General features: G+C 37.9%; 13 protein-coding genes. 5 read left to right on the top strand and 8 right to left on the bottom strand.

Going from position 1 to position 14,338, the window contains the following annotated elements; all coding sequences use genetic code 11:
* Positions 1-12: 12 nt before the first annotated feature.
* Positions 13-1,068: a glycoside hydrolase family 113 gene (locus K8089_RS09435; RefSeq protein WP_237603032.1), complete on the bottom strand. Its 1,056-nt coding sequence runs from the start codon at positions 1,066-1,068 to the stop codon at positions 13-15.
* A gap of 133 nt (positions 1,069-1,201) precedes the next feature.
* Between K8089_RS09435 and K8089_RS09430 the strand changes: the two genes are divergently transcribed.
* The 5 genes from K8089_RS09430 (at position 1,202) to K8089_RS09410 (ending at position 7,161) form a co-directional block, all read left to right on the top strand.
* Positions 1,202-2,506, top strand: a complete 1,305-nt coding sequence (locus tag K8089_RS09430; protein WP_237603031.1) for an NAD(P)/FAD-dependent oxidoreductase — start codon at positions 1,202-1,204, stop codon at positions 2,504-2,506.
* Between the two features lie 61 nt (positions 2,507-2,567).
* Complete coding sequence (locus tag K8089_RS09425) at positions 2,568-4,154, top strand: 4Fe-4S binding protein (protein WP_237603030.1); 1,587 nt, start codon at positions 2,568-2,570, stop codon at positions 4,152-4,154.
* A gap of 104 nt (positions 4,155-4,258) precedes the next feature.
* Positions 4,259-4,957, top strand: coding sequence for a glycosyltransferase family 2 protein (locus K8089_RS09420; RefSeq protein ID WP_237603029.1), 699 nt, complete (start codon positions 4,259-4,261; stop codon positions 4,955-4,957).
* Complete coding sequence (locus tag K8089_RS09415; protein ID WP_237603028.1) at positions 4,954-6,444, top strand: cellulose synthase family protein; 1,491 nt, start codon at positions 4,954-4,956, stop codon at positions 6,442-6,444. The genes K8089_RS09420 and K8089_RS09415 overlap by 4 nt, the downstream gene beginning before the upstream one ends.
* A gap of 120 nt (positions 6,445-6,564) precedes the next feature.
* On the top strand, positions 6,565-7,161 hold the full coding sequence (locus K8089_RS09410) for an FMN-binding negative transcriptional regulator (protein WP_262913913.1): 597 nt from the start codon (positions 6,565-6,567) through the stop codon (positions 7,159-7,161).
* A gap of 15 nt (positions 7,162-7,176) precedes the next feature.
* Here the strand turns inward: K8089_RS09410 and K8089_RS09405 are convergent, their stop codons facing one another.
* The 7 genes from K8089_RS09405 to obgE all read right to left on the bottom strand — a co-directional run bounded on the left by K8089_RS09405 (position 7,177) and on the right by obgE (position 14,325).
* Entirely contained in the window at positions 7,177-8,532 is a 1,356-nt protein-coding gene (locus tag K8089_RS09405) for a UDP-N-acetylmuramate--L-alanine ligase (protein ID WP_237603026.1), read from the bottom strand.
* A gap of 98 nt (positions 8,533-8,630) precedes the next feature.
* On the bottom strand, positions 8,631-9,356 hold the full coding sequence (locus K8089_RS09400) for a tetratricopeptide repeat protein (protein WP_237603025.1): 726 nt from the start codon (positions 9,354-9,356) through the stop codon (positions 8,631-8,633).
* 337 nt (positions 9,357-9,693) lie between these two features.
* The gene (locus tag K8089_RS09395) at positions 9,694-10,218 is read right to left on the bottom strand and encodes a DUF4136 domain-containing protein (protein WP_237603024.1); all 525 of its coding nucleotides are present in this window, start codon (positions 10,216-10,218) and stop codon (positions 9,694-9,696) included.
* A 116-nt stretch (positions 10,219-10,334) separates the two neighbouring features.
* On the bottom strand, positions 10,335-11,450 hold the full coding sequence (locus K8089_RS09390; RefSeq protein WP_237603023.1) for a sensor histidine kinase: 1,116 nt from the start codon (positions 11,448-11,450) through the stop codon (positions 10,335-10,337).
* Positions 11,447-12,214 carry a LytR/AlgR family response regulator transcription factor gene (locus K8089_RS09385; protein WP_237603022.1) on the bottom strand — a complete coding sequence of 256 codons (768 nt, stop codon included), beginning with the start codon at positions 12,212-12,214 and terminating at the stop codon, positions 11,447-11,449. The genes K8089_RS09390 and K8089_RS09385 overlap by 4 nt, the downstream gene beginning before the upstream one ends.
* A 171-nt stretch (positions 12,215-12,385) precedes the next feature.
* Entirely contained in the window at positions 12,386-12,937 is a 552-nt protein-coding gene (locus K8089_RS09380; protein WP_237603021.1) for a hypothetical protein, read from the bottom strand.
* Between the two features lie 389 nt (positions 12,938-13,326).
* Complete coding sequence (gene obgE / locus K8089_RS09375; protein ID WP_237603020.1) at positions 13,327-14,325, bottom strand: GTPase ObgE; 999 nt, start codon at positions 14,323-14,325, stop codon at positions 13,327-13,329.
* Between the last annotated feature and the right edge of the window lie 13 nt (positions 14,326-14,338).

Here is a 14,338-nt window from a genome sequence, read left to right as displayed (position 1 = left end):
ATTCCTGTAAAATTAATATTTGTTAGCTGAATAATATTTCGCAATTACGGTCTGCGCCGGTTTATTTTGTGGTGAAAACTGCGTGTCAACTTCGCCACCAGCCCTTTCGTGCACGATAAACCACTTCCAAAGAAATCCGCCAGCAAACCACTCTTCGTTCCACAAAGTTTGGTATAATCCGTCTAATGAATTGGATTGCGCCTCTAAGTTTATCGCATTCATTTCCCGATCGCTCTTCCACGGTTCTTTCCCACTAAAATCCACGCTCCGATACCCGTATTCTGCAAAGAGAATTTTCTTGTTTTCCTTTTCTGAAATAGCTTTCAATTCTGTTTTCCATCGCTCCCACCCCATTTTCACTTCATCAATTGTTGGGGTTTTACTTTCAGAAACCGGGAAATAGGCATCTACGCCTATAAAATCCAGCGCATCCCAAAAAGGAACACGCTTGTATTCGTCCCAATTGGCGGCATAGGTTAGCTTTCCTTTATAAACATTTTTCACTTCATTAATCAAGGTTCGCCAATACTCGGGACGGTGTTCAATAAATTTTTCCAACTCGGTGCCAATGCAGAAAATAGCAACATTTTCTGCTTCGGCAACATTCGCAAAATCCATAATAAAATTGCGATACGTTTCTTCAAGTTGAAGCCATTCTTCTTCCGAGGCCATTTCAACCAAACCAGTAAATTCGCCCCGCGAAACCCAGATTTGAGGCTTCAACATAATATTTATTTCGTTTTCGTGAAGCAATTTAACATATTGCGCCACACCCTGCACCGACTCACCAAACCATTGGCGTGGCTGATTGTAAAATATTTCGGGATGCCCTAGATTTTTTATAAAACCGAAGGGCATAATTGCGACGTAATTTGCTCCCAATTCATTTAAAGGTTCTACATTTTGCTGAAAAAGTGTGTCTCTGGAAGCAACAAGGCTAACACCGTTTATTTTTGAAATTCCCTTCACTTTCTGCACGTTCATTTTGGGCGATTCCTTCTTTTGTGCACAACTACTGAGTAGGGAAAAAATTAAAATACAGGCAAGAAAAGTATAGCGTTTTGTCATTTCAAATTTTATGAGGGTTGAATTTAAGACTTTATATCAAAAATTATAAGAATATTTAGAACGGTTTTAAATCTGCTCCCCTTGTAATTGCGTAAATTTATAAACGACTGAAGAAAACGACAACTGCATAATTATGGAACACATCGTCATTATAGGCAACGGAATTGCTGGTATAACCGCCGCGCGACACATTCGTAAACTTTCCGATAAAAAGATAACCATAATTTCTGCCGAAACCGATCATTTTTTTTCTCGCACCGCGCTAATGTACGTGTATATGGGCCATATGCGTTGGCGTGATATTGAACCATACGAATCGTGGTTCTGGAAAAAAAACCGATTGGAACTTATAAACGCCTATGTTGAAACCGTCGATACAAATAACAAAACCCTTCATTTTAAAAAAGGTGGTTCGTTAACTTACAGCAAACTCATAATCGCAACTGGTTCGGTAACAAATACATTTGGCTGGGAAGGCTTGGAGCTCAACGGAGTTCAAGGTTTGATTTCAAAACAAGATTTGGAAAAACTCGAAAAAAATGCACCTAATAACAACGTATGTCCGCGTGCAGTAATAATTGGCGGCGGATTAATTGGTGTTGAAATGGCCGAAATGCTCCGCACTCGAAAGATTGAAGTAACTATGCTCGTCCGCGAAGATGGTTTTTGGGCCAACGTACTTCCAAAACAGGATGCCAAAATGATTTCGCGGCATATTGTTTCGCACGGAGTGGATCTTCGGCATAATGAAGAGCTCGATAAAATTATAGGCGATAGAGACGGAAACGTAAAATCGGTTATCACCAAAAATGGCGAAGAAATTCCGTGTAGTGTCGTGGGAATAACCACTGGCGTAAAACCGAATATTTCATTTCTGAAAAATTCAAAAATTGAAACAGACAGAGGCATTTTGGTCAACCGAAAACTAGAAACAAATATTGAAGACGTGTATGCCATTGGCGATTGCGCCCAGCAACGCGAACCCATCAGTAACCGACCGCCAATTGAAGCTGTGTGGTACACCGGCCGTATGATGGGTGAAGCGCTTGCGCAAACAATTTGCGGCAATCCATTTGAATATAAACCCGGCAACTGGTTTAACAGCGCCAAGTTTTTTGATATTGAATACCAAACGTACGGCTGGGTTTTTTCAGCAGAAAGACGAAAGGATTACGAAGCACAATTTCATTGGAAATGCGAAAGCGATTTGCGTTGCATCACCATTTCATATAATAAAGACAACAACGAATTTTTAGGAATAAACACTTTCGGAATACGAATGAAACAGGAAGTTTTTGATAATTGGCTGAATGAAAAAAGAAGTCTCGATTATGTAGTTAAAAGTCTAAAACAAGCCAATTTTGACCCCGAGTTCTTTAAAAGGTATGAAAGGGAAATTTTAAAGGAATATTTATCATTAACTGAAACAGTAACCTAACAAGTCTTTAAGACCCCAAAGGTTTTTAAAGTCTCTGGGATTCTAAATAAAAACAATAAATATGAGCACCGTTCAACGAAATATGTCCTTAACTGGCGAGCCACCAAAAACCATAAATACGCAACAAAAAATTGCTTCCTTCATTGGGTTATTGGGATTGATGGTATTAGTATTGGCTTTCTTCAACCTTAATTTTCCGAACAAAAGCTTGTGGCTTACCGCCTCTATAATTGCCATTGGTGGCGGAACGGTTTGGTTTTCTATCGCGGCATATGCAAATAAACACGAAGGAATTAAAAATGATGGCGTTTACTTTAAGTCGCTTACTTCAAAAGGTTTTTGGGCTTGGATTTTGGGAATTTTTCTCACCTTATTTTACGTACTGCTTTATTGGTTTCCGCAATATTTAGGCTTGGCGCAAGACGGTAATAACAGCGGTGTTGTTGCCCTTTTTGACCCACTAAGTCAGTTTCTAAACGGTGGTCCCGCAAGCCAATGGTTTTTATATGGAACGCTTTATACATTGGCTATTTTGGCTTTCGGAATAAAATTTCTTTTAAAATATCGCCATAATAAATACGAAAAACTTCGTACGTATTCTGTGATGTTTTTCCAGCTCGGTTTCGCTTTTTTAATCCCCGAACTTATGTCTCGATTAAATAGCGACTCTTTTTCACTTCCATATTACGACTTAAAAAATATCTGGCCACTTAATTATTACAACTTTGAACAATATAGAGTAGACTCCTTTATTTCCGCAGGCGATATTGGCCTGGGATTACTAATTTTTGGCGTAGCTTCTATTTTTATAATCACCCCTATTTTAACGTATAAATACGGCAAACGCTGGTATTGTTCGTGGGTTTGCGGTTGCGGCGGATTGGCAGAAACTGCTGGCGACCCATTTCGTCATTTAAGCGATAAAAGTCAAATGGCTTGGAAGGTTGAGCGTTGGGTAATTCACAGTGTTTTGGTTTTTGTGGTTTTGATGACCACTGCGGTTGTGTATTCCTATTTGGGCGATGATAGTTCAAAATATTGGTTAACTAAGAACACTTTTTTAATCTCGGTTGCTGTGTTTTTAACTTTGGTTTTCGCAGGAACTTGGATTTTTAAAAGAGACGAATTGAAGAAAGATGCAAAATTGGGTGCCATAGGTTACTTCGTCATTATAATTTCATTAATAGGTTTTCATTATTTCTCTGGAACAAAGTTATTTCTGTTTGAAGCAGAAACCCTGCGCCAAACTTACGGTTTTCTTATTGGCGCTGTGTTTAGTGGTGTAATTGGGGTGGGCTTCTACCCTATTTTCGGGAGTCGGGTTTGGTGTCGTTTTGGTTGCCCAATGGCCGCTATTTTAGGATTTCAGCAGCGCTTGTTTTCAAAATTTAGAATTACAACAAACGGCGGACAATGCATTAGCTGCGGTAATTGTTCTACTTATTGTGAAATGGGTATCGACGTACGTGCTTATGCTCAAAAAGGCGAAAACATCGTACGATCAAGCTGTGTAGGCTGCGGAATTTGCTCAGCAGTTTGTCCACGTGGCGTATTAAAACTTGAAAACGGTCCGTTGGAAAAACGCATCAGTAGCAACGAAATTCTACTTGGTAACGATGTAGATTTAATGAATTATGTGAATAAATAAAACCTAACAGATCACAAAGGCTTGTCAGGTTTAGAAGCTATTTTCGTCCAAGGGATTGTCATTTATTTTTCTGAAATTCGCAATCCAAAAACCCCAAACTTTTAATGGTAAAAAACATCAAGGTAATCATTCCCGCTTATAACGAAGAAGATTCAATTGGGAAGGTGATTGCCGAAATTCCCAATATTGTTTCAGAAATAATTGTGGTTAACAATAATTCCACAGACAATACCGCCAATGCTGCCGAACTTGCGGGTGCAACCGTGCTTTTTGAACCGAAGGCTGGCTACGGAAATGCTTGCTTAAAAGGCATGGAATATGTGGCAAGTTATGAGCAACAGTATCCAGACATTATTGTATTTCTCGATGGCGATTACAGCGATTATCCTTCTGAATTAACAAAAATAGTTGCTCCAATAATTGAAGACGATATAGATTTCGTGGTGGGCGCAAGGGTAAAAAAGTTACAAGAAACCGGTTCCATGACGTTTCCGCAGCGTTTTGGAAATGGGTTGGCAACTAAATTAATGACGCTTTTTTTCAATTCAAAATTTACAGATTTAGGACCTTTTCGCGCAATTAAATACGAAAAATTGCTCGCTTTAAATATGGAGGATAAAACCTACGGTTGGACGGTAGAAATGCAATTAAAAGCATTGAAAAAAAACTATAGTTATGTTGAAGTACCCGTAAATTATAGAAACCGTATTGGCGTTTCAAAAGTTTCGGGTACGGTAAAAGGTGCTATATTTGCAGGCGTAAAAATCCTGAGCTGGATCTTTAAATACAGTTTCAAAAAATGATTCTTGAATCTATTATCATTGTAATTTACTCCGTAGCCTTGCTTCTCATTTTTATGTACGCTTTGGCGCAATTGAACCTGCTTTTCAATTATTTAAAAGCGCGTAAGAATCACAAAACCTGCCCAACATTCAATTTTTTAAAGGCTGAAGAAATTCCTTTAGTAACCATCCAACTTCCCGTTTATAACGAATTATATGTAATGGAACGCCTGTTGGACAATATTGCTGAAATTGATTATCCAAAAGATAAATTAGAAATACAGGTGTTGGACGACAGCACCGATGAATCCTTCGAAGCAACTGCAAAACACATTCAAAAACTTCAGAAAACAGACTTAGATATTCAGCACGTTACACGAACAAATCGATCTGGTTTTAAGGCAGGTGCGCTAAAAGAAGGTTTAAAAACTGCCAAAGGCGAATATATCGCGATTTTTGACGCAGATTTTCTTCCGAAGAAAAACTGGTTAAAAAATACAATTCCATATTTTAAAGATTCCAAAATAGGTGTAGTGCAAACTCGGTGGGGCCATTTAAATCGCAATTATTCCATCCTTACCCGCGTGCAGGCTTTTGCGCTCGATGCACATTTTACTTTAGAGCAAGTGGGCCGAAATAGTAAAGGACATTTCATAAATTTTAACGGAACAGCGGGTGTTTGGCGAAAAGCGTGTATTCTGGATGCGGGTAATTGGGAAGGCGATACCTTAACAGAAGATTTAGACCTCAGCTATCGCGCGCAACTTAAAAATTGGAAATTCAAATATTTGGAAGCAGTAGAAACTCCGGCCGAGCTGCCAGTGGTTATTAGCGCGGCTCGATCCCAACAATTTCGTTGGAACAAAGGTGGCGCCGAGAATTTTCAAAAAATGGCGTGGCGCGTCTTTAAGAGCGAGGATGTTACTTTTAAAACTAAAATACACAGTTTCCTGCATTTGCTGAATAGCACCATGTTTTTAAATATTTTGATTGTCGCTATTTTGAGTATTCCGATGCTATACATTAAAAACGAATACGAACATTTGAAAGTTTATTTTTATGTAATGAGCTTTTTTGTGATTAGTACAGCTATTTTTTTTATCTGCTATTGGTTTACTTACAAAGCAATTTACGGCGGCGGATTTAAACGTTTTTTCAAGTATTCTGCGATGTTTTTTACCTTCTTTTCTATTGCGATGGGTTTTTCACTTCACAATTCTATTGCCGTTTTGGAAGGACATTTTGGTAAGAAAAGTGAATTTATCCGAACTCCAAAATTCAATATCGGCAGTTTAAAGGAAGGTTGGAAAAGCAATAAATACCTCACAAAAAATATTTCTACAAATGTAATCTTTGAAGGAATTTTGATGCTCTACTTCGCTTTTGGAATGTATAGCGCCTTTGTAGTTGGCGACCAAGGTGGCGATTTCGGGCTTTTCCCGTTTCATTTGATGCTTTTCTTAGGGTTTGGATTTGTGTTTTTTAAATCGCTGACGTCCAAAGTTTAAATCATTTTTAATTATATTTAAGCTCCGTGAACCCCAGCGGCTTTGTGTGATCGTTATACTGCGGAGTTGCACAACGAGTCACTAAGTTTCATTATTTATTTAGCATTATTTATTAAGCAAATGTATCCACCTCCACATCATCAATCGCACGATATTGAAAAAATGATTTCAGTAATTAAGAACTTTCCGTTGGGCGCTCTGATTACCGCAAAAGATGGAAAGCCATTTATTACGCACATTCCGTTTATATATAATGAAAATTCAAAAAGACTCGTAGCCCACGTAGATCGCAGCAATCCACAAATGGAGACTTTAAAAGACGGTGCCACAGTTACTGCAGTTTTTAATGGTCCCGATACGTACATTTCCCCGAGTATTTATACTACACCACAATTGCCAACATATAATTATATTATCGTTCACGTTACAGGGAAACTCAAGCTTATTCGCAATGCCGAGGTAGCTAAAAAGACCCTTGTAGATATGACAGATTTTTTAGAAGGAAAGAACCAAAAATTTAGTCTAAAAATGAACGACTCCCGAATGGAAAAATTGATTGACTATATTCAAGCTTTTGAAATTGAAATCACCAATTGGGAAGGAAAATTCAAGCTTTCGCAAGATAAAAACGCACAGGATTTTGAAAATGCGAAGAAGGAATTAATCAAAAAATCACGAGCGGAAGATTCAGTGTTTATCGAAAATATCTATAAATAAAAGATGAAGTATTGGCTATTTTAAATACTCCTTTACCTCTTCAAAATTTAATCCTCCGTAATTACCACTACTCATTAAAAGCAAGCAAGTATCGTCATAATCCTGCGAAAAAAGGTAGGTTTTAAAATCTGCCGGGTTTGTGAAAACTACCAAGTCATCACGGTCAAAGGCCTCCTCTATTTGCTCCCTTTTTATTTCGTCGAGCTGTTTTATCATTACCGCATGGGGTGAGTAAAATACTACTGCGCTATCGGCTGCATCGAGCGTTCCTTTGTATTCTTTTAAAAAGTCAGGATTTAGGCTGCTGTAGGTATGTAACTCCAAACAGGCTATCAATTTTCTATTTGGGTATTGGTTTTTTACGGCTTGCGTAGTGGCTTTTACTTTGCTGGGCGAATGTGCGTAATCTTTATACGCTACCGCAGTTTTGGTTTCGGCAATTTTTTCTAATCGTTTACTCGCGCCTTTAAATGTGGCGATGGCTTCGTAAAAATCATCGGCATCTATGCCCATCAATTGGCAGATCCATCGAGCGCCTTCTAGGTTGTTTAAATTGTGTTTTCCAAAGATTTCAATAGGCATTGGGCCTTCGGGAGTTTCTAGTAGCGTAGTTCCGTTTTCAACTGTATATTCGGGAGTTTGGTACGGATATTTCTTAATTGGGTTTGTTGCTGCTTCCACTACTCGTTTAACTTCTGCGTCCTCTTCGTTGTAAATTATTGCGCCGCCGTTGGTAATTTCCTTTAGAAAAATTTCAAACTGCTCCACGTAGTTTTCATAAGTTGGAAAAACGTTAATGTGATCCCAAGCAATACCACTCAACAAGGCAATGTTCGGTTTGTAAAGGTGAAATTTTGGTCTGCGGTCTATGGGCGAAGACAGATATTCATCGCCTTCAATAACCATAAAATCGTTGTCATCTGTAATTTTCACCATGGTGTCAAACCCTTCCAATTGAGCACCAACCATATAATCCACATCTTTTTCGTGATAATTCATCACGTGAAGAATCATAGAAGTAATTGTAGTTTTTCCGTGGGAACCACCAATTACCACACGGGTTTTCGTTTTGGATTGTTCGTAAAGAAATTCGGGGTAGCTGTAGATTTTTAACCCGAGCTCCTTCGCTTTTACCAGTTCGGGATTATCTGCTTTGGCGTGCATTCCGAGGATAACTGCATCAATTTCAGAATTCAATTTTTCGGGAAACCAGCCTTCTTTTTCGGGCAGTAACCCTTTCTTATTTAATCTACTTTTGGAGGGTTCAAATATCTCGTCATCGCTTCCGGTTACCGTATCTCCTTTTTGATGTAGTGCCAATGCAAGATTGTGCATCGCGCTACCGCCTATAGCTATAAAATGGATTCTCATGTGGGGTTTAATATTTAACCCTTCGACTGCGCTCAGGGTGACATTCGTTTTGTAAAGATACTTTTTCTAATGCTGAATTCAAGATTCATATTTCAGAATTACATTGCTAAAATGAGTGATTTCTCTTTTTGCGCTTCATCGAAATCTGCGCGATCAATTAAAGCTTTGTTTATCCAAGTAAGCGCGATTTCCTTTTTGCCTAAATTTTTATAAATCTGCGCCAATCGATAATACGCCCAATCCTTCGGCACACCGTCCTTTATAGAATAGTTGGCCAAGTATTCACTCAAGCATGCAATGCCGTATTCTGGCTCCAAATTGTACTGCGCGGAGATTTTACCTATCTGGTAATTGAGCTGATTGCGCTTGTGCTTTTTCAACGATTCTGAAGTTGTGGCGATGGCTTCTTTTGGCTGATTATTCTTTTCATAAAGACTCGAAAGTTTTTCATACGTATGTGGCGAACCGCCTACTTCAATCGCTTGTTTATAATACCGCTCCGCATCCTTGGGTCTGTTTGAATATTCAGCAATATAACCTTTGGCTAGATATCCGTCCACTTCTGAAATAGCCCCCAATTCATTTGCGTAGGCAATGGCTTTGTTTTCGCTTCCGCCAAAAATTCCTGGTAGTTGTATGTAGAATTCCACTAATGCCCATCGTGCTTCAATGTGTTGTGGATCGAGCGTTGTGGCGCTTTCCAAATGATGTTTTATATCGCCAATATAAGTAACTGCACGAATTCGACTAACGGACATCGCTTTCATTCCCAATGCGCCGCCGTACTTAAAATGGTAATTGGCATTGCTTTTTTCATCGTTCACCAAAGCTTTATAATACGCAATTGCAGTATCTCAATCCTTTTGGTAACCCGCAATATCACCCAGATATTCCCGCGTTTTTTTGTCGGTGGGATGCTGCTTCAGAAAACGCTTAAAAATAGGTTTTGCTCTGCTGAAATTTTCTTGTTTAAAATATTCCTCTGCTTTTTGATAGTTTGTTTGAGCCATTACAAATACAGGGAATAACTGTAAGAAAATAAATACTAAAAAGAAGCCCTTTTTATGCGAAAACGAAACCTTTTCATATAAAGAAAAACAAAAGCCGATAGTTGATTTTAGAAACTGCAATTTTCGTTATTTTCTTGAGATTTGGGATTTGTTATTTTTTCGAAGAAGGTGGATATTTTGATAATATTTTCCGAATAATAGCTGTATAATACGCTTCCTTTTGTTGTGGGGTTGCGCGTTCTTTCATTTCGCCATCCACAACGGCTTGCCACACCAAATCGTCTTTTTCAACATCTATAAAATCCATTGTTAATTGCTGGTTGACGACTCTTCCGCCAATGGGAATACCGCCACTAACGCCCACGCCAACATTGCCACCGCCACTGCCGATACCTATGCCAATCGTGTTTCGGGAACGGGAAACACTTTCACGTGCAAAAAAGTTGATATACAGTTGCGGGGTTTCGCTTTTTACGAAGCCGCGTTGCTGCAAAAGACTATCGGTAATTTGAATTATGCGATTGTCGTCCAGTTCATTTAAACCAGAATCTATAGTAGGGAAATAATTGTAGCTATTGTATTTTGAAAAATCTATTTGCTTGTCGTAATCTACTGCGACTGTGGCGCCACAGGACACCAAAAACAGTGAAAGCATAAAAATCGAGAGGAACTTCATTGCGTTTTTCTTTTCAATAAAAATACGCAAAAACTGAAGAATTGGTTTTTAGAAAAGGTTAAAGTTGGAAGAACCACTTTAACACAAAATTCGCCTCGGCTTTTAAACTGTTTAAATTAATTTTCTAAAGGAATTTTAATTATCGTTTCAACTCCCGCGCCATCATTTCTATTTCTCACTTCAAAAAAATAATTGTTACCATACAGATTATTTAATCGGTCATTTATGTTAGCCAAACCCATACCACGCTTAAGCAACAAGCCGTGGGCCACAGTTACTGGAGCTCCATCATTTTCTACCTTTATAATTAGGTTTTTTTCTTCGGCATAAATTTTTACAAGAATTTCCAGATCGGTATGGTTAAAATCATAGCCGTGTTTAATGGAATTTTCGAGTATGGGCTGTAGCAAAAGTGCTGGCACCATTTTTTGAAGTAGCGATTCGTCTATTTCCGTTAAAATTTTTAAATGGTCGGTGAATCTCACTTTTATAATATTGAGATAGAATTCTAAAATCCGTAATTCTTTCTCCAATGGAATTCGATTGCTGTCATTGTCATAAAGAATTTCTCTTAAAAAATCGCTGAGATCGGCAATTGTATCTTTGGCTTTTGAAGCATCAATGTCGGTTAACACGGCAATGGAATTTAATGTGTTAAAAAGAAAATGTGGCTGCAATTGTGAGGAAAGCATTTTCATCCGGGTGTTAACGAGTTGCGCTTCCAATTTCCCCTGTTTTTTTTCAGCCTTTTTTACCTCTTTCACATAGTAATACGTGTAGATTATAAAAACCATAGCAAAGTAGATGAGAAAATTGAGATCTATCACGTACATAAACCTAAAAATACTACGCTCAAAATCATATTCGGCAAAGGTTATTCTTCCTAATAAAATATAATACAGATCAACAATAAGCCTAATAAACATGCCTATTAAGAGCGAAAACAAAATGTGGGTGGAAATAATTTTTGTCCACGAATAGTTTTTCCGAAGAAATCGTTTGGTGCTAATGGCAATTAGCGTCATAAAGCTAAGCACAATTATATAGTCAAAAAGCAGGTTGTCTATTAAGAATCGAGACCAAGAGAAGACTTCCATTTTCTCCATACCGAAGACTTGCATATAGGCGGTTTTTGCAATTAAAACCAAGTCGAACAATGCATAAAATCCACCTAAAAGAAGAATTAATTTTAGGTCTATGTATTTCTTCTCTAAATTGTAACTTTTATTCATATTCCTACTTTTTCCAAAAAATCTTTTTTATAAGATTTACTGATGTGCAACAAATTATTATCGGTCATTCGGGCATCAATTTCTGAAAATTCTGAATGTACAATTTCCTTTACGTGATGCAGATTGACAATGCTAGATCTGTGAATTCTAATAAATTTATTACCGTCCAATGACTCGCAAAGGCTGTTTAGCGATTCTCGAAGCACGTATTTTTTGTTTTCCACAAAAATTTCGGCATAGCTACCAGATGCCGTTATGTATAAAATTTCATCTGGATGAATTAACACCGTTTTGTTCCCTTGTTTAACTGGTATTTTATCAAGAATTGCGGTTTTTTGCGCTTTGCTTTTGTATAAATTGAAAAGCTCGATGATACGTTTTTCAAAATTTTCATCTGCTTCGTTTGCTGAAATTTTACGTACTTTTTCAATCGTTCTAAAAAAGCGTTCGTCTTTAAAAGGTTTCAGCAAAAAATCGAAAGCATCAACATCAAAGGCTTTAAGCGCGTAATTGTCGTAAGCAGTAACAAATATAACGATGGGTTTTGGCGAAAGGGTTATTTTTTGCAAGACTTCAAAACCATTCATATCCTTCATATTGATATCCAAAAAAATAAGGTCGGGGCGTTGTTTGTCTATCTCTGCAATGGCGGTTTTACCGTTAGAACATTCTCCTATTACCTCCACATCTGGCACTTGCAGAAGCAGGTAGAGAACCCTTTTACGGGCAAGCTCTTCGTCATCTATTACAAGTGCTTTTATCATTATAAAATAATTTATGATTAATTTTAAAAACAGTAAATGGTCAGGTAAAGATATTTAAAATCAATTGGTTGGCGGCGTAAGAACTCAATATTTAGAGCCTGTTCAATCTATAAAAAGACCATCGGCATTTGTTGCCAGACGGTCTTTATAGAATTGGCAAACCACATTCGTTCAATTAACGGCCACGCCAACGCCGCTACTTATAGCGTCAATTTTTAGGTGCTGTTTGTCTTTTCCATTTTCAAGACGAATTTTATATTTGGCATTGGCCAATATTTCCCCTTTGGTGCGGGCAGTATATTTGGTTTTAGTTAAAGTATATCCCTGGTAGGCTTTGTGCACATCGCTTCTGAGGTTTGCTGGTAAAATCACATTTTTAAATTGCTGACGAGTTTCTAGCAGCCTGCCTTTGCTGTCAAAATCTGCCTCCAAAGATCCGTTTGAACTTTTAAACGTTACCAAATAGGCGTGATATTTTTTGTCTGCCGTATGGGTGATAAAGCTTTGAATATCAAAATTAGCTTTCATAAAACCAATGGGGTCGCGAGCAAATTGGCGACTTTGGCTTTCTTTAATATTATATACATAACTGTCGCCGTCTTGGGTTATTACAACATTGAGCGGAGCGTAAAACAGTCTAGCTTCATCTAAAACGGTAACTTCTTGAGCACTGAGTACCGTAGCGGTCAAAATAAAAATAATAGAAATAATTAAAGTTTTCATAACTGATAATTTTAAGGGTTTATAACTTGTTTGTTAAACTTGTAAACACTGATCAGGTATTTTTACATCCACTAAATTAACGGAACAACACCCTCGTTGGACTTAAATGATGTGAATGGCTAAAATTGGTTGTTGGAATTATGGAATTTTGATTTGAAAAGAAACATCAACACAAGAATTGAAGTGTAACCACACTATAATTCAATCACTTATATGAATTATTTATAAAACGAAATTGTAAAGCAGCGAGAAAAGGTATTTCTAAATTGAATGAAAGTTAAGAAGTTTTGAGAAAACCGAAGTCGTCTCCCCGAGCACAATCGAGGGAATATTATCTGTCAGATTTAAAATAAGAAGAGGTCTCGACTGCGCTCGACCTGACATTTGTTCTAGTTCAACATTGCCCAAAGCTTGTCCTTAAGCTCTGTTAAACCTTGATGCGCAACAGAAGAAATAAACAAATACGGAATATCCTTAAATTCTTTATCAAGAATCTTTTTCATTTCGGCTTTTAACTCATCGTCTAGCATATCGCTTTTACTGATGGCCACTAAGCGTTCCTTGTCTAAAAGTTGTGGGTTGTAACGACGCAATTCGTCAACTAAAATTTCGTATTGTTCTTTAATATCTGGCGCATCGGCTGGAATTAAAAACAACAATGTTGAATTACGTTCAATATGCCGTAAAAAACGATGCCCGATGCCTTTTCCTTCGGCAGCACCTTCAATAATTCCGGGAATATCGGCAACTACAAATGTTTGAAAATCGCGGTATTCCACGATTCCCAAATTGGGTTTTAGTGTCGTAAATTCATAATTGGCAATTTTAGGTTTTGCCGCAGTAATAACCGAAAGCAAAGTAGATTTTCCAGCATTTGGAAATCCTACTAATCCCACATCTGCAAGTATTTTTAATTCTAAAATAATATCTACTTCTTCCCCTTCTTCACCGGGTTGTGCATACCGGGGCGTTTGGTTAGTTGAAGATTTAAAGTGTGCATTGCCCAATCCGCCACGACCTCCTTGAGCCACAACTTTTTCTTCGCCATCTTCGGTGAGTTCAAAGAGTATCTCTTCGGTTTCCTTATCGCGAACAACAGTACCCAGTGGCACTTCAATATACACATCGGCACCATCGGCACCTGTGCTGGTTTGTTTACTACCTGCACTACCGTGTTCGGCCTTATAATGTCTTTTAAATTTTAAGTGGTAAAGCGTCCAAAGATTTTTATTGGCTTTTACAATTACGTGTCCGCCACGACCACCATCACCACCATCGGGACCACCTTTAGGGATATATTTTTCCCGTCGCATGTGTTTACTGCCTTGCCCTCCCTTTCCGGAAGTAACATGAACCTTAACGTAATCTACAAAATTGCCTTCAGTCACTATATTTAATGTT

Origin of the sequence: Aequorivita vitellina (genome assembly GCF_022008365.1) — a bacterium.
Taxonomy (GTDB): Bacteria; Bacteroidota; Bacteroidia; order Flavobacteriales; family Flavobacteriaceae; genus Aequorivita; species Aequorivita vitellina.
The sequence above is the reverse complement of the archived record's forward strand: the minus strand, read 5'-3'. Positions and strand labels throughout refer to the sequence as shown.